We start from the raw sequence: 18690 nt of genomic DNA on the forward strand, positions 1-18690 counted from the left end.
TTCCCTATTATATAGGTCATCTGTGCTGACATTAATTTGTCAGAAGTACTTAAAAATATAGCGATGTTGCGAATCGAGGATGTTATGGCTGAAAATCCGATGCTGAAGTTTGTGAAAATTCCACGGCTCATGCCTCAAAAGCGTGAAGCGTCAGATCGCGCGCATGATTTTGGCGAGATCTATGCAGAATTTTCGGAGGATAAGGCCGCAGAGCAAGCCAGCCGCTGTAGCCAATGCGGCGTGCCTTATTGCCAAACCCACTGCCCGCTGCACAATAATATCCCCGATTGGCTGCGCCTGACGGCAGAGGGGCGGCTTCGAGAGGCCTATGACATCAGCCAGGCCACGAATACATTCCCTGAGATTTGCGGCCGTATTTGTCCGCAGGATCGCTTGTGCGAAGGCAATTGCGTCATCGAACAGTCGGGCCATGAAACGGTGACCATTGGGTCAGTTGAGAAATATATCACCGATACCGCCTGGGCTGAGGGATGGGTGCAACCCATTAAGCCCGCCGCGACCCGCGGGGAATCCGTCGGCATCATCGGCGCGGGCCCAGGGGGATTGGCTGCGGCCGATATGCTGCGCCGGGCCGGTGTGCAGGTCACGGTCTATGATCGTTATGATCGCGCGGGAGGGCTTTTGACCTATGGAATTCCCGGATTTAAGCTTGAAAAAGATGTGGTGATGCAGCGTGTGACCCAGCTTGAAGAGGGCGGCATAGAAATTGTCACCAACTGCAATGTGGGCGTGGACATAAGCTTTGATGAGATCCGCAGTAAACATGATGCAGTGATTATCGCCACGGGCGTTTATAAATCCCGCGATCTGGCGGGGCCGGGATCAGGAGCGGATGGCATTGTAAAAGCCATTGACTATTTGACCGCCAGCAATCGCCATGGTTTTGGCGACACTGTGCCTGAATTCGAAGATGGCAGCTTGAATGCGGCCAGCAAGCGGGTTGTGGTCATTGGCGGCGGCGACACGGCAATGGATTGCGTGCGCACAGCGATCCGGCAAGGCGCCACCTCCGTCAAATGCCTTTACCGCCGCGACAAAGCAAATATGCCTGGATCTCTGCGTGAGACCCAAAACGCTGAGGAAGAGGGTGTTGAATTCGTCTGGCTGACCGCGCCCAATGGGTTTGTTGGCAATCCTGTCACCGGGGTTAACGTCCAGAAAATGCGTTTGGGTCTGCCCGATGCGACCGGACGCCAAAGCCCAGAGTTGATTGACGGGGCAGATTATGTGGAACCTGCGGATTTGGTGATCAAGGCTTTGGGGTTTGAACCCGAAGATTTGCCGCAGCTTTGGGGCGCTGAAGGTCTCGAGGTGACGCGCTGGGGCACGATCCGGGCGGATTTTGAAACCGGCCAAACCCGGCTGCCGGGCGTTTATGCCGTCGGTGATATTGTCCGCGGTGCCTCGCTCGTGGTTTGGGCCATTCGCGACGGTCGCGACTGCGCCGCTGCAATTTTAGCACAGTTTGACGAGGCCCGATCCATCGCCGCTGAATAAGCGCCTGCGTGGATCTGGACCTTTGCGACATAACAATGTCCCGCGTGGGCATTTTAGGAGATGAGCATGACAAAATTTGATGCGAACTGGGTGAAAGCGGAAGAAGCCAAGCGCAAGTATATGGCTGAAAATGGCCTTTACTCTGAGGCTGAAGAGCACGCCAGCTGTGGTGTGGGGCTTGTGGTGTCCATCGATGGGTCGCCAAGCCGCAAGGTGGTTCAGGCCGGTATTGATGCGCTCAAAGCGGTTTGGCACCGCGGCGCGGTCGATGCAGATGGCAAAACAGGTGACGGGGCTGGCATCCATGTGCAAATTCCTGTGCCATTCTTCTATGATCAAATCGAACGCACCGGCCATACGCCGCGAATGGATGAGCTGATGGCCGTGGGGCAGGTGTTCCTGCCGCGCACGGATTTCGGAGCCCAAGAAACTTGCCGGACGATTGTGGAAACCGAAGTTCTGCGCATGGGCTATTATATCTACGGCTGGCGCCATGTGCCGGTCAATGTCTCCTGTTTGGGGGAAAAGGCCAATGCCACACGACCTGAAATTGAGCAACTCTTGGTGTCCAATTCCAAAGGCGTAGACGAGGAGACATTTGAGCGCGAGCTTTACGTCATTCGCCGCCGGATCGAAAAAGCCGCGCAATCTGCCGGAATTCACGGCCTTTACTTGGCCAGCCTGTCCTGTCGGTCGATTATCTATAAAGGCATGTTCCTGGCAGAGGATATGTCGGAATTCTATCCAGATTTGAAAGATGAACGCTTCGAGTCCGCCTTTGCTTTGTATCACCAACGCTATTCGACCAATACCTTCCCTCAATGGTGGCTGGCGCAGCCCTTCCGTATGTTGGCCCACAACGGCGAAATAAATACGCTGAAAGGCAATACCAATTGGATGAAGAGTCATGAAATTCGCATGTCTTCGGATGCTTTTGGAGATATGGCCGAAGACATCAAACCAGTGATCCCAGGCGGATCGTCAGATTCGGCAGCCTTGGATGCGGTGTTTGAAATGTTGGTGCGTGCCGGGCGCAATGCGCCGATGGCCAAGACCATGCTGGTGCCGGAAAGCTGGTCAAAGCAGGCAGTGGATTTGCCGAAATCTTGGCGGGATATGTATTCTTACTGCAACTCCGTGATGGAGCCATGGGATGGTCCGGCAGCCTTGGCCATGACCGATGGGCGCTGGGTCTGTGCGGGCTTGGACCGCAATGGTCTAAGGCCCATGCGCTATGTGGTGACAGGTGACGGCTTGCTCATCGCTGGATCGGAAGCCGGCATGGTCACGGTCGATGAGGCCAATGTAAAAGAAAAAGGCGCGCTGGGCCCCGGGCAACTTTTGGCGGTCGATATCGCCGAGGGCCGCTTGTATCACGACACTGAAATGAAAGATATGCTGGCCGCAAGCCAAGACTTCAGCGCCTGGGTTGGTAAGATCAATGAGCTTGACGACGATCTGGCTAAAGCGGTTGAAAAACCGATGTTTAAAGGCGCAGATTTGCGCCAACGTCAGATTGCAGCGGGCTACACGATTGAGGAGCTCGAGCAAATCTTGGCGCCGATGGCCGAGGATGGCAAAGAGACCTTGGCCTCGATGGGCGATGACACGCCCTCTGCGGTCTTGAGCGAAAAATATCGCCCCTTGTCACATTTCTTTAGGCAAAACTTTAGCCAGGTGACCAATCCCCCGATTGACAGCCTGCGCGAATTTCGGGTCATGAGTTTGAAGACCCGTTTTGGCAATCTGAAAAATGTGCTGGATGAGAGCAGTGCCCAGACCGAAATTTTGGTTCTGGATTCGCCCTTTGTCGGCAATGTGCAATTTGAGCGCTTGTTGGAGAATTTCAACGCGCCGATGGTGGAGATCGATTGTACCTTCCCAACCGGTGGTGCACCTGGGGACTTGCAAAAGGCGCTCAATCGCATTCGCTCGGAAGCCGAAGATGCGGTGCGCTCGGGCGCAGGGCATTTGGTATTGACGGATCAACATGCCTCCGAGACCTCCGTCGCCATGCCGATGATTTTGGCCACCAGCGCGGTGCATTCTTGGCTGACCCGTAAGGGGTTGCGCACATTCACCTCGCTCAATGTACGGTCTGCGGAGTGTATTGATCCGCATTATTTTGCTGTGTTGATCGGCTGCGGCGCAACGGTCGTGAATGCCTATTTGGCCGAAGACAGCCTGGCCGATCGCATTGATCGCGGCCTGCTCGATTGCTCATTGACGGAAGCTGTGGCGCGGTATCGCTCCGCGATTGATCAGGGGCTGTTGAAAATCATGGCGAAGATGGGGATTTCGGTCATCTCGTCCTATCGCGGCGGCTTGAACTTTGAGGCTGTTGGCCTGTCACGCGCCATGTGCGCTGAGTATTTCCCCGGCATGACATCGCGGATTTCTGGTATTGGTGTGGTCGGCATTCAGCGCAAGGCTGAATCCATTCACGCCTCGGCTTATACTGCTGCCTCGGATGTTCTGCCGATTGGCGGTTTTTATAAAGCGCGCCGCTCTGGTGAAAAACACGCTTGGGAAGCGCAAACCATGCATTTGCTGCAATCGGCCTGTGACCGCGGCAGTTTTGAGATGTGGAAAAACTATTCGGCGAAATTGCAAGCCAACCCGCCGATCCACCTGCGCGATCTACTGGCGATTAAACCTTTGGGCGCGGCAATTTCTGTGGATGAGGTGGAAAGCATCACCTCAATCCGTAAGCGCTTTGTCACCCCCGGCATGTCCCTTGGCGCTCTGAGCCCGGAGGCGCATAAGACGCTCAACGTGGCGATGAACCGGATTGGAGCCAAGTCTGACAGTGGTGAGGGCGGAGAAGATCCGGCGCATTTCGTGCCCGAACCTAATGGAGACAATCCCTCTGCGAAGATCAAACAGGTGGCCTCAGGCCGCTTTGGCGTCACGGCGGAATATCTCAATCACTGTGAGGAATTGGAAATCAAAGTGGCGCAGGGGGCCAAGCCCGGCGAGGGAGGACAACTGCCCGGTATGAAGGTTACGGACCTCATTGCCCGCCTGCGTCATTCGACCAAAGGTGTGACCTTGATCAGCCCACCGCCACATCATGATATCTATTCCATCGAAGATTTGGCGCAGTTGATTTACGATCTCAAGCAGATCAACCCGCGCTGTAAGGTGACGGTGAAATTGGTGGCGGCCTCTGGGGTGGGCACGATTGCCGCCGGCGTGGCGAAGGCTGAGGCCGATGTGATTTTGATCTCCGGCCATAATGGCGGCACGGGCGCTTCGCCTGCGACGTCGATCAAATTTGCCGGCCTGCCTTGGGAAATGGGTCTGACCGAGGCGCATCAGGTTCTGGCCATGAACAATCTGCGTGAACGGGTGACATTGCGCACCGATGGCGGATTGCGCACGGGCCGCGACATCGTGATGGCGGCCATGATGGGTGCGGAAGAATATGGCATCGGTACCGCCGCTCTGATCGCGATGGGCTGCATCATGGTGCGGCAGTGCCAATCTAACACCTGCCCTGTGGGTGTTTGCACGCAAGATGAGGCGCTGCGAGACAAGTTCACCGGGTCGGCAGATAAGGTCGTCAATCTGATCACCTTCTATGCGCAAGAAGTCCGTGAGATTTTGGCCAGTATTGGCGCGCGCTCCATGGATGAGGTGATTGGCCGTGCAGATTTGCTCAGCCAGGTGTCGCGCGGGTCTGCGCATTTGGATGATTTGGATCTCAACCCGCTTTTGATTACGGTCGATGGTGCCGATGAGATAACCTATGATCGCAATAAGCCGCGCAACGCGGTGCCTGATACATTGGATGCGCAGATCGTCACAGACGCCGCGCGCTTCTTACAAGATGGTGAGAAGATGCAGCTGCAATATGCGGTGCAAAACACATCGCGCTCCATTGGCACAAGGGTGTCGAGCCATATTGTGACCAAATTCGGCATGCGCAATAGCCTGCAATCGGATCACTTGACCATTAAGCTGCAAGGTTCGGCCGGTCAGGCGCTTGGCGCTTTTGCAGCACCCGGGTTGAAGCTGGAAGTGGCCGGTGAGGCCAATGACTATGTCGGCAAAGGTCTCTCGGGTGGCGTGATCGTTGTGCGCCCAGCGCAGATCAGCCCTTTGGTGGCTTCGGAGAACACAATTATCGGCAATACCGTGCTTTATGGCGCGACCGATGGGTTCCTCTTCGCTTCCGGCCGCGCCGGTGAGCGTTTTGCGGTGCGCAACTCAGGCGCAAAAACCGTGATCGAAGGCTGCGGTTCGAATGGCTGTGAATATATGACGGGCGGTGTTGCCGTGGTTCTGGGCTCCATTGGGGCCAACTTCGGCGCCGGGATGACGGGCGGCATGGCCTATCTTTATGATCCGGCTGGAAAAACGGCCCCGATGATGAATATGGAGACTCTGGTGACCTGCCCTGTGTCGGTTGCCCATTGGCAAGAGGAGCTGAAGGCTCTGATCTCCCGCCATGTCGCGGAGACCAATTCAGTCAAAGCTGCGGATATTTTGCAGCATTGGGAAGAAGAAATGCACAATTTTGTGCAAGTCTGCCCCAAAGAAATGCTGGTGCATTTGCCAGCGCCTTTGCAAGATGGTCAATCTCAATCCATGCCGGCAGAATAGCTCGGCATGGGATTGGTGATTTCGCAGGACCAGTTGCTAAGGAGGGCTCAGGCCTGGCCTCCGATAAGTTGACGAAGCGCCTCTGATATGGTGTGGCATACCTATGATTGAGCCAATTGAGGATCATCTTGATAGCCCTGATGGCCCCCGCCGGCGATGGCCTGGGCGATTGGGGCCTTTGCTGCGCGGCGCGCGGCGGGTTCTGCTTTGGAGCCTGCTTGCGGCGGCGTTGGCCTTTTTGGCTTGGGGATTGATCTACCGATGGGTCAATCCGCCGATCACGTTTTACATGATGCAAGAGCGCGCCCGGCTTGGTGAAATCCAATATCAATGGGTCGATATTGAAGAGGTTGCCCCGATGGTGCGCCGTGCGGTGGTGGCGGCGGAAGATGCTAATTTCTGCACCCATTGGGGAATTGACAGTGCGGCAGTGCGTCAAGCGTTGCGCGAAGGGGCTATGCGCGGCGGTTCAACCATCAGCCAGCAAACGGTCAAAAATGCCTTTCTCTGGCCTGGGCGCAATTGGCTGCGTAAAGCTGTTGAAGCACTGTTGACCCCCTATATTGAAATGGTGTGGAGCAAACGGCGCCTGTTGGAAATTTATCTTAACATCGCCGAATTTGACACCGGGGTGTTTGGGATTGAGGCGGCAGCCTGGCATCACTTTGAGGTTGCGGCCAAAGATTTGAGCCGCGTTCAGGCCGGTCGCCTTGCGGTTGTCTTGCCCGATCCCAAAGGCCGCAGTGCAATTCGTCCGAGCAAAGAGACAAAGAAACGCGCGGCATCGGTGATAGCTGGAGCCGACTTGATCCGAAAGGATGGTCGCGCGGGGTGTTTTGAGGATTGATTGCACCGACAAAGGGCGGTTATGACAAGATGACCCGAGTAAAGTGAAACCCAATGAATATCCTGTATCACGTCCCCCTGTCTCCTTTTTGCCGTAAAGTGCGTCTGAGCCTGGCAGAAAAGAAAATCGAAGTGCAACTGGTGGAAGAGCGCTATTGGGTAGGGGATGCGGATTTTTTGCGCCGCAATCCCGCAGGAAAAGTCCCGGTGCTCAAGATGGGTGGGGAGATCTATACGGAATCCTCCGCCATCTGTGAATATCTCGAAGAGCGCTTCCCCGAGCCACGGTTATTGCCCCAAGATGCACAGGCCCGCTATGAGGTGCGCCGTTTGGTCTCTTGGTTTGATGATAAGTTCCACCATGAGGTGACGGCAAATCTTCTGTATGAGCGGGTTAATCGAAAAATCCATGGGTCGGGATATCCGGTTGCTGCCAATGTGAAGGCTGGAGCAAAGGCCATTAAATTTCATCTCGATTACATGAACTGGCTCTTGGACAATCGCCGCTGGCTTGCGGGGGATGAGATGAGCCTTGCAGATTTCGCCGCCGCCGCGCAGCTGTCGGCGCTGGACTACATTTGTGATGTGGATTGGAACCGATCCGCGGCGGTGAAAGATTGGTATGCCACGATGAAGTCGCGCCCGGCGTTCCGGTCGATACTCGCCGATAATGTGCCGGGCTTCCCCCCTCCGCACCATTATGCCAATCTTGACTTCTGATCTGAAATCCAGGCTTCTGGCGCAGGCCTTGGCCGAGGGCTTTAGCAATGCCAAGATCACAACGCCCGATGCCGTGCCGCAGGTACCGGCGCAGTTGGAGGCGTTTTTGCAGGCCGGCTATCACGGACAAATGACATGGATGGAGGCGCGCAAAGACTGGCGCGCCGCGCCGCAGGTTTTGTGGCCTGAGGCGCGATCTGTGGTGATGCTGGCCGAAAGCTATGGCCCACAAAGCGATCCTGTGGCCAATCTCGACAGGCCTGATATTGGCAATATCAGCGTCTATGCCCAGGGCAAAGACTATCACGACATTGTCAAAAAACGGCTGAAACGCTTGGCCCGCTGGTTGATTGCCGAAGGGGGCGGTGAGGTGAAAGTCTTTGTCGATACGGCCCCGGTTGCGGAAAAGCCCTTGGGGCAGGCCGCTGGTTTGGGCTGGCAAGGCAAGCATACCAATCTGGTGAGCCGCACCACTGGAAATTGGATGTTTCTGGGCGCGATATTTACCACGCTGGAGCTGGAGCCGGATGCGCCGGAGGTGGATCACTGCGGGTCATGCCGGAAATGTTTGGACATTTGCCCGACCGAGGCTTTTGTTGCGCCGTACAAAATGGATGCGCGGCGCTGCATTTCCTATCTGACCATTGAGCACAAGGGCCCGATTGATCTGGCGCTGCGGCCGGGCCTCGGCAACCATATATATGGCTGTGATGATTGCTTGGCCGTTTGCCCGTGGAATAAATTCGCTGTTGTGGCCTCTGATATGCGCTACGCCGCTCAGGGGGATTTGGCGGCGCCGCCGCTGCGTGATCTCGTGGTCTTGGATGATGCCGGGTTTCGCGCGAAATTCGCAGGCTCTCCCATCAAACGCATTGGCCGCGATCGTTTTATCCGCAACGTGCTCTATGCCATTGGAAATTCGGGCAACCCATCCTATAAGCCGTTGGTGCAGCCTTTGATGGCGGATGCCGATCCGGCAGTGGCAGAGGCTGCTGGCTGGGCCTTGGCGCGCATTACGCCCTAATCTGCTGGAACGGCAAAGGTGAGATTGGCCCAAAGGCTGTGCCAGACTGGGTCATCTGTATTGGTGGGCTCCACAGGGCGCAGCGCAACATTGTCGATCATATAGTCGTGACCGGTGCGCACCGGGAACCGCGCAATTCCATCGGCGTCCGTGCGATACAGTTGGATCCCGGCCGGCTCTTTCGTGCCCGCAGGGCGTGAGAAGACTTCGACCTGAACATCAGCGCGGGGCGCGGCATTCAACAACACTTGAACCGCCATGCCCTCTGAGAGATCTTCGGTATAGGGGTTGGAGAGCGCGACGATCTCAATCTCCAGCCCGACTGGCCGATCTTGCCCCACCCCGCTGCCCACAGCAATGAGGGATTTTGCAAAGCGGCGATAACTCTCGACGAAACCAACCTCTGGCAGGCCACGCGCCAGATGCGCCTCAGGCAGTCCTTCAAAATCTTTGTGTTTGATGAAGTTCACGAACTTGTCAAATTCCCGATAGGTGAGGGTGCTGTCGGTGGTCTCATGCACCAAAACAGCCAACCCGTCTTCGAGCCCGGGATATTGCATGGCGGGCCGGTCACCTTCCCGCGGGCTCATCTCAAGGATTGCGCCGCCCTGATGCAGCTCATGGCGGGTTGTATAGCGGCTGAGGTAGGAATGGCTGCCCCCTTTGAACTCCTGCCCAACCCGGAAATGCGCAGCTATTGGGCTTTGGACGTCAACCTCAAAATCCACTGGCGAAATCCAAAATTCATGTGCATAGATAGGCCCAGCAAAAACAAGAGCGAAAAGTAATTTAAAGGAGCGCTTAAACATGTTGAGACCTTTCCCGAAAATTCAGCTGTTGATGGTGTGGTGTTTCCTATTGATGTCAAGTGCACTTCTGGGGTTTCTCAGTTTGCCAGGACAGGCCCGCGCCCATGAGTTGCGGCCGGCAGTGGCGGAAGTTTCTGTTAACGAGGACAGAATTGAAATCTCCCTGCGCCTTGCCGTAGAAACTCTTTTGGCGGGCATAGATCAGTCTCAAGTCGCAGATACCGATGAGGCGCCCGAAGCAGAGGTCTATGACCGGTTGCGCGGCCTGCCGGATCGCGCATTGGCGCAAATGGTTGAAAAGCGATTTTCCGATATTTCCGCAGGGATTTTGCTTGAGGGGGCTGGACCCTTGCGCTTGGCATCGGTGGATGTGATCGCAGAGCCAGATCTCGAACTGCCCCGCGATACGGTGGTTTCCATGTCTGCGGAGCTGCCGCCCGGGACGGCTCCGGTCTCTTTGGGCTGGGCCGCGCGCAATGGCGGGCTGGTGGTGCGCCATGGGGAGGGTCCAAACGCCTATGCGGCCTTTCTGCAGGGCGGCGAGGTCAGCGCACCGCTGCCTCGGTCGGGTGCTGTTGACGAAAGCACGGGCGCTGTGTTCCTTCGATTTGTTGTCGAAGGCTTCGAGCACATTATTCCAAAGGGTCTGGATCACATTCTCTTTGTCCTAGGTTTGTTCCTCTTCTCTCTCGCTTGGCGCCCGCTCTTGGCGCAGGTCACGGCCTTTACACTGGCCCATACGGTCACGCTTGGGCTTGCAACTTTGAGCATTATCACCATTCCACCGGCGCAGATGTGGCTGGTAGAGGCTTTGATTGCCATCTCCATTGCCTATGTGGCGATTGAGAATATTCTGCGCCCGAAACTGGGGTGGTGGCGGATCCTTGTGGTCTTCGGGTTTGGCCTTTTACATGGGCTGGGGTTTGCCTCCGTATTGGGAGATCTTGGCCTGGCGCAGGGGCAATTTATTCTTTCTCTTATTGCCTTCAACATCGGTGTCGAACTTGGCCAATTGGCGGTGATTGCAGCCGCCTTTGCTCTCTTTGCGCTGCCCTTTGGGCGCAGCGCTATCTATCGCCGTGTGGTGGTGATCCCTGGATCTGTGGCCATTGCTTTCGTGGGCCTGTGGTGGGCATTTGAGCGCAGCTTTATGTAAAGCCCAAGCGCTACTCTGGCTGCGGCCAGCAGTGTTGATAATAAAAAAGCCTCAACCCAAAGGGTTGAGGCCGATGTTTCTGCCGTGCCGTCGCGTGCTTATGCGCGGACGAGTTTTTCGTAGCTTTCGGCGATGTCTCGCGCCAGAGCGCCCACCTCAAATGTGTAATCGCCGATTTGACCCACAGGTGTGACTTCCGCCGCGGTGCCGGTCAACCAACATTGTTCAAAGCCTTCCAGCTCCTCGGGCATGATGTGCCGTTCGATCACAGTGACGCCGCGCTCTTGCAACATGCCCACCACGGTCTGGCGCGTGATGCCATTGAGGAAGCAATCGGGTTTCGGCGTGTGCACTTCACCGTCTTTGACAAAGAACAGGTTGGCGCCAGTGGCCTCAGCCACATAGCCGCGATAATCAAGCATCATCGCATCTGAACAGCCTTTGGCTTCGGCTGCATGTTTGGACATGGTGCAGATCATATAAAGCCCGGCGGCCTTGGCAAAGCATGGGATTGTTTCTGGGCTTGGGCGTTTCCATTTGGCGATATCGAGCTTTGCGCCTTTGAATTTGGCGTCCCCATAGTAGGCGCCCCATTCCCAAGCCGCCACGGCCATGCGCACTGGGTTGCGCGCGGAGGCGACCCCCATATCGTCACCTGAACCGCGCCAGCAAACCGCCCGTACATAGGCATTCTGCAGACCAGAGGCGGTCAAGACCTCCTCTTTCGCGGCCTCAATTTCGTCCACGGAATATGGAATTGGAATGTCCATATATTCGCCAGATTTCAAAAGCCGCTCGGAATGTTCACGAGACTTGAAAATCTTTCCGTTATAGGCGCGTTCACCTTCAAACACAGAGCTGCCGTAATGCAAGCCATGGGTCAGAATGTGAACCTTAGCGTCGCGCCAGTTCACCAATTCGCCATCCATCCAGATGACACCGTCACGGTCGTCATATGCGCCAGCCATGTGTAGTTCTCCCTTTGGTCGGCCAAGTTTCCAATTGTGTCGCAAATTACGTCCGTTTCGGACATAATATTGCGCAAAATGTGATAATCGCTAACAATTTATTCTTGGAATGTCAACAACACTGACATATTGTTGAAATCGATTTAAACAGAAAGGCATATCATGGCGCAGGGGCAAAATAGATCAGAACATACCCATGGTTTGCTGTTTTTAACCGATGAGCAGCTGCGCAAAGGCATTGAGGCTATGTTTTTTGCCTATCGTGGGTTTACGGCGGATCCAGACCGCATATTGGCTGAAAAATCCTATGGCCGAGCGCATCACCGGGCGCTGCATTTCATTCAGCGCAGCCCTGGCACAACCGTCAATAACTTACTGTCCACGCTCGGCGTGACCAAACAAAGCCTCAACCGCGTGCTACGGACCTTGATTTGCGATGGTTTGGTGCTCAACGAAGTCGGCACCAAAGACAAGCGCCAGCGGCATTTGTCTTTGACCGATGCAGGCAGAGAATTGGAGCAAGCGCTGTCGAACGCTCAACGTGATCGTATGCGCGCGGCCTATCGCCAAGCGGGGGCGGAGGCTGTCTATGGCTTTTGCACCGTGCTTGAGGCTATGATGGATCCAGAATTGAAAAAACATTATGATCAGCTCACTGGCGGAGATATAGTATGACTCCAGATGCCCATTTGCTTATCGTCGACGATGATGAGCGTATTCGGACTTTGTTGCAAAAATTTCTTATTAGGAATGGTTTTTTAGTATCCGCCGCCCGTGATGCCGCTCATGCACGGCGCATATTAGCGGGTCTCGATTTCGATTTGATCGTTTTGGATGTGATGATGCCCGGCGAAGATGGCATTTCTTTGACCAAAGAGGTGCGGCGGAACAGCGACACGCCCATTTTGCTGTTGACCGCCAAGGGTGAGACCGAAGATCGGATCTTGGGGCTTGAGGCTGGGGCGGATGACTATCTGGCCAAACCCTTCGAGCCCAAGGAGCTGTTGCTGCGTCTCAATGCGATTTTGCGCAGAGTTCCCGTGCAAGAAGAGGTCGCCCCCTTGCCGAAGGTCATGCATCTGGGTCAGGTGCATTATGATGTCGACCGAGGCGAGATGTGGCAAGGTGAGGCGCGGGTACGCTTGACCGCAACCGAGAGCCAGTTGATGCGAATTTTTTCCAGCGCGCCGGGCGTGCCGTTCAGCCGCAGTAAACTCGTGGAACAGCTTGGGCGTGATGGCGGCCAAGCGCAGGAGCGCGCTGTGGATGTGCAAATCACAAGGTTGCGGCGGAAAATCGAAACGGATCCGAAGCAGCCGCGCTATTTACAGACAGTGCGCGGTGCGGGATATATGTTGGTTCTGGAACAGAGGTATGCGTTGTGAGCACAAAAATAATCACCCATGATGACTGCTTGGACCATGTGAACCCGCAGGGTCATCCCGAACAAGTGGTGCGTTTGGAGTATGTTTTGATGGCACTCGCGCCTTTGGGTTTGGAGACGGTGTCTGCGCCCCTGGCTCCTGATGATGATCTGCTTCGGTGTCATCCACAAAGTCATATTACCGCTCTGCGCGCCGCGGCGCCGCAAGAGGGGTGGAGCCGTTTGGATGCGGATACCCATATGTCGCCAGGTACGCTTACAGCGGCTTTGCGCGCGGCGGGTGGTGCGATTCGGGCGGTGGATATGGTGATGAGCGGTGAAGCGGGCAATGTCTTTGTTGCAACCCGGCCTCCGGGCCATCACTGCGAGCGCGAAACACCGATGGGTTTTTGTTTTTTTGGCAATGTGGCCTTGGCGGCCAAACATGCGCTGGAGCACCATGGGCTGTCGCGTGTGGCGATTGTGGATTTTGACGTGCACCATGGCAATGGCACGCAGGACTTGGTGGAAGGGGATGGCCGTATTTTTTTCGCCAGCACCCATCAGATGCCGCTCTATCCCGGAACAGGCCATGCCCATGAGACGGGCGGCTATGGCAATGTGTTGAATTGTCCCTTGCCGGATGGGGCGGGCAGTGCGGCGTTTCGCGCAGTGATGGAAGCAGAGGTTCTGCCAGCGGTGGAGCGGTTTGCCCCTGAATTTGTGTTCATTTCAGCCGGGTTCGATGCCCATGTTGACGATCCGCTGGCGGGGATGAATTTGACGGAAGATGATTTTTCGTGGATCACCCAGCGTTTGTGCGACTTGGCGGCCAAACATTGCAAAGGTCGGGTGGTATCCTGCCTCGAAGGCGGGTACGATCTGGAGGCGCTGGCCGCGAGTGCTGCGGCGCATGTGAGTATTTTGAAGGAGCAAACCCATGGCTGATGCACAGATTGCGCAAATGAGCTTTGAAACCGCAATGGCCGAGTTGGAGCAGGTTGTGACGCAATTGGAACGGGGTGATGTGGCTTTAGATGACTCCATTACCCTTTATGAACGGGGCGCGGCTCTCAAAGCGCATTGCGAAGCCAAGTTGAAATCTGCCGAGGAGAAGGTCGCAGCCATAACCTTGACTGGCGATGGGCAGCCCGCGGGCGTTGCTCCGTTGGACGCGGGTTGAGCCTTTGGGCGCGCCAAGGCCACTTATGCTGTCTGATTTTTCCACCCATCTCAAGGCCGCGGCCGATGCAACGCAGTCCTGTCTTGCAACGGCCATGCGCCCCTTTGGTGATTTGCCGATCGCTCAAGGCATGCGCCATGCGGTGACGGGTGGCAAAGGCCTGCGCGGATTTTTGGTGATTGAGAGCGCCCGGCTCATGGGCGCACCAGAGCAAGAAGCAGTCTATGCTGGCGCGGCGGTAGAAGCTTTGCATGCCTATTCTTTGGTGCATGACGATCTGCCCTGTATGGATGACGATGATCTTCGGCGCGGTCAGCCGACCGTGCACAAGAAATGGGATGAGGCCACTGCGGTATTGGTCGGCGATGCGTTGCAAACCCTGGCCTTTGAGCTGCTGGCCCGGCCTGCTTCGTGCTTGGGTGCACAGCGACAATTGGATCTGATCACAGGTTTAGCAAAGGCCAGCGGGGCAGAGGGCATGGTTCTGGGGCAAGCGCAGGATATGGCGGCCGAGACCTCCGCCGTGCCTTTGACCTTGACCGAAATTGCACATTTGCAAAACAATAAGACCGGCGCGCTGATTGAATGGTCCGCCACAGCGGGCGCTGTCATGATGGGCGCTGACCCAGCGCTGCTGCGCCGCTATGCGCAATCTCTGGGTCTGGCCTTTCAAATTGCTGATGACATATTAGATGTGGAAGGCACGATTGATGTGGTGGGCAAAGCCACCGGGAAAGACAGCGCGTCTGGCAAGGCCACTTTTGTCTCCTTATTGGGGCTTGAGGGGGCCAAGCTGCGGGCGCAAGACTTGGTGGATGAAGCCTGTGTGGCATTGGACGATTTTGGTGATCGCGCCAATATCTTAAAAGCAGCGGCGCGATTTGTTGTGTCGCGAGATCTATGAAAAGGCAGCGCGCGTGACACAAACACCTCCCCACACTCCCTTGCTTGATCGGGTCTCCACGCCTGCGGATTTGAAGATCATGAGCGACAAAGAGTTGCGGCTCTTGGCAGATGAGCTGCGGGCGGAGATGGTGTCTGCGGTCTCTGAAACCGGCGGGCATCTTGGGGCGGGGCTCGGGGTGGTTGAGCTGACTGTTGCGCTGCATGCGGTTTTTGATACGCCAAAAGATCATTTGATTTGGGATGTGTCGCACCAAACCTATCCGCATAAAATTTTGACAGGGCGGCGCGATCGCATTCGAACTCTGCGGCAAAAAGGCGGGCTCAGCGGCTTCACCAAACGCAGCGAAAGCCCCTATGATCCTTTCGGGGCCGCACATTCCTCAACCTCCATTTCGGCGGCACTCGGCTTTGCTGTGGCGCGTGATTTGGGTGGTGCGCCCGAACATGGGATTGGTGATGCCATTGCCGTGATTGGTGACGGGTCCATGAGTGCCGGCATGGCCTTTGAGGCGATGAACAACGCGGGCCATTTGAAAAAACGCATGATTGTCATTCTAAATGACAATGAAATGTCGATTGCCCCGCCTGTTGGCGCCTTGTCGTCTTATCTCAGCCAGCTGTATACCGGCGCGCCCTTCCAAGAGTTTAAGGCGGCAGCCAAAGGGGCGGTGTCGCTTTTGCCTGGTCCATTTCAGGAAGGGGCAAAGCGTGCGCGGGAAATGCTGAAACATATGACCGTTGGCGGCACGATGTTTGAGCAGCTGGGCTTTAGCTATCTCGGCCCCATTGATGGGCATGATCTTGAGCAATTGCTGCCGGTGCTGCGCATGGTGCGCGACCGCGCAACCGGTCCGATGTTGATCCATGTCATCACCCAAAAGGGTAAGGGGTACGGCCCGGCGGAAGCTGCGCGTGATAAAGGTCATGGGGTCGGAAAATTTGACGTGGTGACCGGCACACAGGCCAAATCCATCCCCAATGCACCTTCCTATACATCTGTTTTTGCCAAGTCTTTGCTTGAGCAGGCGCAACAAGATCCAAAAATCTGCGCGGTGACGGCCGCCATGCCTGATGGCACGGGGCTTAATCTTTTTGCCGAACGCTATCCCAGCCGATGTTTTGACGTGGGGATTGCCGAGCAGCACGGGGTGACTTTTGCAGCTGCCCTGGCCGCGGGTGGCATGAAGCCATTTTGCGCCATGTATTCCACTTTTTTGCAGCGCGGCTATGATCAGGTTGTGCATGACGTGGCGATTCAACGCTTGCCCGTGCGTTTTGCGATTGATCGGGCGGGTTTGGTGGGCGCCGATGGGGCGACCCATGCGGGATCGTTTGATATTGCGTTTCTGGCCAATCTGCCGGGTTTTGTCGTCATGGCTGCGGCCGATGAGGCAGAGCTGTGTCATATGGTGGCAACAGCAGCGGCCTATGACGATGGGCCGATTGCCTTCCGGTTCCCGCGCGGTGAGGGCATTGGCTGTGACCTGCCACAAAATCCGGCACCGCTGGACATCGGCAAGGGCCGCATCGTGCAAAAGGGCAGTCAGGTTGCGATCTTGTCATTTGGCACCCGCTTGGGAGAGGTGCGTATTGCGGCGGAAACTCTGGCGGCCCAAGGGATTGTCCCCACCATCGCCGATGCCCGCTTCGCCAAACCCTTGGATCGGGAGATGATCCTTAAATTGGCGGCCGATCATGAGGTGTTAATCACCATCGAAGAGGGCGCCATCGGTGGTTTTGGCAGCCATGTGGCCCAGCTTTTGGCAGAGGAGGCGGTGTTTGATCGCGGGCTGAAATATCGCTCCATGGTTCTGCCGGACAGTTTCATCGATCACGCCAGCCCGGCGGATATGTACCGCGAAGCCAAACTGTCTGCGCAGGATATTCACGACAAAGTTTTGCAAACGCTCGGCATCGCCTCTCTCAAAGTCCGAGCCTAACGCCTAGGATTGAGGGGTTTCCAATTTCAGGAGGCTTTGCAGCCCTTCCTTGTAGCTTGGATATTTTAAGCGCACCCCAAGCTCTGATTTGATCAAATCATTGCGCACGCGCTTGTTCTCCGCATAAAAACTTCGGGCCATGGGGGTCATATCAGCGGCGTCAAAATCCACCTCGGGCGGCAGCGGCAGGCCCAAGAGCTCGGCTGCATAGGCCAGCACGTCTTGCGGCGGGGCTGGATCATCATCGCAGAGATTATAGACCGCTCCCGGGCGTGGTTGCGCGATTGACGCGGCGACGACTTGGGCGATGTCATCGGCATGAATGCGGCTGAACATCTGCCCTGCCTTGATAATCCTGCGTGCGGTGCCATTGCGGACTTTGGAAAATGGACCACGGCCTGGCCCGTAAATGCCGGCCAAGCGGAAGATATGCAGCGGCAGGCCAGTGGCTTGCCAAGCGGATTCAGCTGCAACCCGCAATCTGCCACGCCGGGTGCTGGGGGTGAGAGGGGTGGCTTCATCGACCCAGGCACCATCGTGATTGCCATAGACACCCGTGGTTGACAGATATCCCACCCAGTCAAACCTATAGGCGCTGAGGTCCATTTGGGCCAGCAGAGGATCACCAGCATCTGGGCTTGGTGCGGCAGAGATCAAAAGATGCGACGCCGCCTTGAGCGCGCCATCGAGATCAGTGCCCGGCCAGATGATCGGGATAACCCCTTCGGCGCGCATAGCCTCCGCCCTTTCGGCGCTGCGCGTGGTGCCGGTGATGGTCCAACCCAGGGGGTGAAGCAGAGGGGTCAAGGCGCGGGCGGAAAACCCATAGCCGATGCAAAGAAGTGTCTTGGTCATAGGGGGGTCATAGGGGCAAAAGGCGGCTGCGAGAAGGGGTGATTTTGTCAAGGCCCGCCCAAACCCCGCCGGTTTACAGATAAGGCGGCGCTATGATTTGGACCGTCTCACGGGATTCCACCTTGACAGGATCTCTTATAAGTATATGATTTACATAATTAGTTTCAATTTTTTTAATTGGTGACCACAAAGCCCAATTCTTGAGGGATGTTTCGGTTTTCAAGTTTTCGTTTGGGTGGCGCAGTTTCCTGCCAAAGTGATTTAGGGAGATATCAATGTCTGCATTTAACAACGCGACCAAATTTTTTCACGCCTGCGAAGGGCTCGAGGGCCCCAGCGGCACGGCGCCCTATGTTGCCGAAGGTGCAAGCTTTGAGTGCCAGGCTCAGGCGCTTTCTGGGATAGCAACGGTCCAAGACTATGCCGGATGGTTGGCCGGTTTGGGCACGACGGCTTTGGCGGGCGCACGCTATAAGTTGCACAGCTCAGCGTGGGATGCGGAAAGTAACTGTGCATTGTTTTTTAGCACCTTTATTGCCGCGCATACAGGCGACGGCGGCCCGGTTGCGCCAACCGGAAAAGAGACCAATTCCCATTATGTCTATGTCATTAAAATGAATGATGCAGGGAAGGTGGCGCATGTCACGAAAATTTGGAATTCCAGCTGGGCGCTGCGCGAATTGGGTTGGGCCCAATCGTAAAATTGAGCCGATATTTTTGTTATTTTGGGCTTGAACAATTGTAAACTAATTCTCGGTAGGTGAGGGCATTCTTAATGGGAAAAGAGAGAGACC

General features: G+C 56.0%; 16 protein-coding genes. 13 read left to right on the forward strand and 3 right to left on the reverse strand.

The features are described 5' to 3' along the window. Positions 1 to 84 precede the first annotated feature (84 nt). The 5 genes from RCA23_RS02195 (at position 85) to queG (ending at position 8716) form a co-directional block, all read left to right on the forward strand. On the forward strand, positions 85 to 1518 hold the full coding sequence (locus tag RCA23_RS02195; RefSeq protein WP_044051196.1) for an FAD-dependent oxidoreductase: 1434 nt from the start codon (positions 85 to 87) through the stop codon (positions 1516 to 1518). A 66-nt stretch (positions 1519 to 1584) separates the two neighbouring features. Further along, positions 1585 to 6126 carry a glutamate synthase large subunit gene (gene gltB / locus RCA23_RS02200; RefSeq protein ID WP_044048853.1) on the forward strand — a complete coding sequence of 1514 codons (4542 nt, stop codon included), beginning with the start codon at positions 1585 to 1587 and terminating at the stop codon, positions 6124 to 6126. A 103-nt stretch (positions 6127 to 6229) separates the two neighbouring features. Next, positions 6230 to 6973 carry a monofunctional biosynthetic peptidoglycan transglycosylase gene (gene mtgA / locus RCA23_RS02205; RefSeq protein WP_081870867.1) on the forward strand — a complete coding sequence of 248 codons (744 nt, stop codon included), beginning with the start codon at positions 6230 to 6232 and terminating at the stop codon, positions 6971 to 6973. 53 nt (positions 6974 to 7026) lie between these two features. Next, complete coding sequence (gene fzlA / locus RCA23_RS02210; protein ID WP_044048854.1) at positions 7027 to 7692, forward strand: FtsZ-binding protein FzlA; 666 nt, start codon at positions 7027 to 7029, stop codon at positions 7690 to 7692. After that, positions 7673 to 8716: a tRNA epoxyqueuosine(34) reductase QueG gene (gene queG / locus RCA23_RS02215; RefSeq protein ID WP_044048855.1), complete on the forward strand. Its 1044-nt coding sequence runs from the start codon at positions 7673 to 7675 to the stop codon at positions 8714 to 8716. Before fzlA ends, queG begins: the two co-directional genes overlap by 20 nt. Here the strand turns inward: queG and RCA23_RS02220 are convergent. After that, entirely contained in the window at positions 8713 to 9525 is an 813-nt protein-coding gene (locus RCA23_RS02220) for a DUF4198 domain-containing protein (protein ID WP_044048856.1), read from the reverse strand. The genes queG and RCA23_RS02220 overlap by 4 nt on opposite strands. On the opposite strand from RCA23_RS02220, the gene RCA23_RS02225 reads away from it, so the two are divergent. Then, positions 9524 to 10681, forward strand: a complete 1158-nt coding sequence (locus RCA23_RS02225) for a HupE/UreJ family protein (protein WP_236631383.1) — start codon at positions 9524 to 9526, stop codon at positions 10679 to 10681. The genes RCA23_RS02220 and RCA23_RS02225 overlap by 2 nt on opposite strands. Positions 10682 to 10779: 98 nt before the next feature. Here RCA23_RS02225 and RCA23_RS02230 read toward each other — a convergent pair whose 3' ends face one another. Continuing rightward, positions 10780 to 11649, reverse strand: coding sequence for a branched-chain amino acid aminotransferase (locus RCA23_RS02230; protein WP_044048857.1), 870 nt, complete (start codon positions 11647 to 11649; stop codon positions 10780 to 10782). A 162-nt stretch (positions 11650 to 11811) separates the two neighbouring features. Here RCA23_RS02230 and RCA23_RS02235 point away from each other — a divergent pair, with 162 nt between their 5' ends. The 6 genes from RCA23_RS02235 to dxs are packed head-to-tail and all read left to right on the forward strand — an operon-like array spanning position 11812 to position 17041. Then, positions 11812 to 12324 carry a MarR family winged helix-turn-helix transcriptional regulator gene (locus RCA23_RS02235; RefSeq protein WP_044048858.1) on the forward strand — a complete coding sequence of 171 codons (513 nt, stop codon included), beginning with the start codon at positions 11812 to 11814 and terminating at the stop codon, positions 12322 to 12324. Further along, positions 12321 to 13034 (forward strand): response regulator, encoded by a 714-nt coding sequence (locus RCA23_RS02240; protein WP_044048859.1) that lies wholly within the window; start codon positions 12321 to 12323, stop codon positions 13032 to 13034. The genes RCA23_RS02235 and RCA23_RS02240 overlap by 4 nt, the downstream gene beginning before the upstream one ends. Then, positions 13031 to 13960, forward strand: coding sequence for a histone deacetylase family protein (locus tag RCA23_RS02245; RefSeq protein ID WP_044048860.1), 930 nt, complete (start codon positions 13031 to 13033; stop codon positions 13958 to 13960). Before RCA23_RS02240 ends, RCA23_RS02245 begins: the two co-directional genes overlap by 4 nt. Further along, positions 13953 to 14195 carry an exodeoxyribonuclease VII small subunit gene (locus tag RCA23_RS02250; RefSeq protein WP_044048861.1) on the forward strand — a complete coding sequence of 81 codons (243 nt, stop codon included), beginning with the start codon at positions 13953 to 13955 and terminating at the stop codon, positions 14193 to 14195. Before RCA23_RS02245 ends, RCA23_RS02250 begins: the two co-directional genes overlap by 8 nt. A 25-nt stretch (positions 14196 to 14220) precedes the next feature. Beyond that, a complete protein-coding gene (locus RCA23_RS02255) occupies positions 14221 to 15099 on the forward strand; it encodes a polyprenyl synthetase family protein (protein ID WP_044048862.1) in 879 nt (292 codons plus the stop codon). Positions 15100 to 15112: 13 nt separating this feature from the next. Next, the gene (gene dxs, locus RCA23_RS02260) at positions 15113 to 17041 is read left to right on the forward strand and encodes a 1-deoxy-D-xylulose-5-phosphate synthase (RefSeq protein WP_044051199.1); all 1929 of its coding nucleotides are present in this window, start codon (positions 15113 to 15115) and stop codon (positions 17039 to 17041) included. Positions 17042 to 17044: 3 nt separating this feature from the next. Here dxs and RCA23_RS02265 read toward each other — a convergent pair whose 3' ends face one another. Further along, positions 17045 to 17896: a Rossmann-fold NAD(P)-binding domain-containing protein gene (locus RCA23_RS02265; RefSeq protein WP_044048863.1), complete on the reverse strand. Its 852-nt coding sequence runs from the start codon at positions 17894 to 17896 to the stop codon at positions 17045 to 17047. Between the two features lie 275 nt (positions 17897 to 18171). On the opposite strand from RCA23_RS02265, the gene RCA23_RS02270 reads away from it, so the two are divergent. Then, on the forward strand, positions 18172 to 18597 hold the full coding sequence (locus RCA23_RS02270; RefSeq protein WP_044048864.1) for a hypothetical protein: 426 nt from the start codon (positions 18172 to 18174) through the stop codon (positions 18595 to 18597). Positions 18598 to 18690: the final 93 nt, after the last annotated feature.

The sequence above is a fragment of the Planktomarina temperata RCA23 genome, assembly GCF_000738435.1.
Classification (GTDB): Bacteria; Pseudomonadota; Alphaproteobacteria; order Rhodobacterales; family Rhodobacteraceae; genus Planktomarina; species Planktomarina temperata.

What these genes read in the sequence shown, in the direction of transcription:
- fzlA (WP_044048854.1), top strand. Translation starts at nt 7,027, where the DNA reads ATGAATATCCTGTATCACGTCCCCCTGTCTCCTTTTTGCCGTAAAGTG.
- gltB (WP_044048853.1), top strand. Translation starts at nt 1,585, where the DNA reads ATGACAAAATTTGATGCGAACTGGGTGAAAGCGGAAGAAGCCAAGCGC.
- RCA23_RS02235 (WP_044048858.1), top strand. Translation starts at nt 11,812, where the DNA reads ATGGCGCAGGGGCAAAATAGATCAGAACATACCCATGGTTTGCTGTTT.
- queG (WP_044048855.1), top strand. Translation starts at nt 7,673, where the DNA reads ATGCCAATCTTGACTTCTGATCTGAAATCCAGGCTTCTGGCGCAGGCC.
- RCA23_RS02265 (WP_044048863.1), bottom strand. Translation starts at nt 17,896, where the DNA reads ATGACCAAGACACTTCTTTGCATCGGCTATGGGTTTTCCGCCCGCGCC.
- RCA23_RS02220 (WP_044048856.1), bottom strand. Translation starts at nt 9,525, where the DNA reads ATGTTTAAGCGCTCCTTTAAATTACTTTTCGCTCTTGTTTTTGCTGGG.
- mtgA (WP_081870867.1), top strand. Translation starts at nt 6,230, where the DNA reads ATGATTGAGCCAATTGAGGATCATCTTGATAGCCCTGATGGCCCCCGC.
- RCA23_RS02240 (WP_044048859.1), top strand. Translation starts at nt 12,321, where the DNA reads ATGACTCCAGATGCCCATTTGCTTATCGTCGACGATGATGAGCGTATT.
- RCA23_RS02250 (WP_044048861.1), top strand. Translation starts at nt 13,953, where the DNA reads ATGGCTGATGCACAGATTGCGCAAATGAGCTTTGAAACCGCAATGGCC.
- RCA23_RS02255 (WP_044048862.1), top strand. Translation starts at nt 14,221, where the DNA reads ATGCTGTCTGATTTTTCCACCCATCTCAAGGCCGCGGCCGATGCAACG.
- RCA23_RS02230 (WP_044048857.1), bottom strand. Translation starts at nt 11,649, where the DNA reads ATGGCTGGCGCATATGACGACCGTGACGGTGTCATCTGGATGGATGGC.
- RCA23_RS02225 (WP_236631383.1), top strand. Translation starts at nt 9,524, where the DNA reads ATGTTGAGACCTTTCCCGAAAATTCAGCTGTTGATGGTGTGGTGTTTC.
- RCA23_RS02195 (WP_044051196.1), top strand. Translation starts at nt 85, where the DNA reads ATGGCTGAAAATCCGATGCTGAAGTTTGTGAAAATTCCACGGCTCATG.
- RCA23_RS02270 (WP_044048864.1), top strand. Translation starts at nt 18,172, where the DNA reads ATGTCTGCATTTAACAACGCGACCAAATTTTTTCACGCCTGCGAAGGG.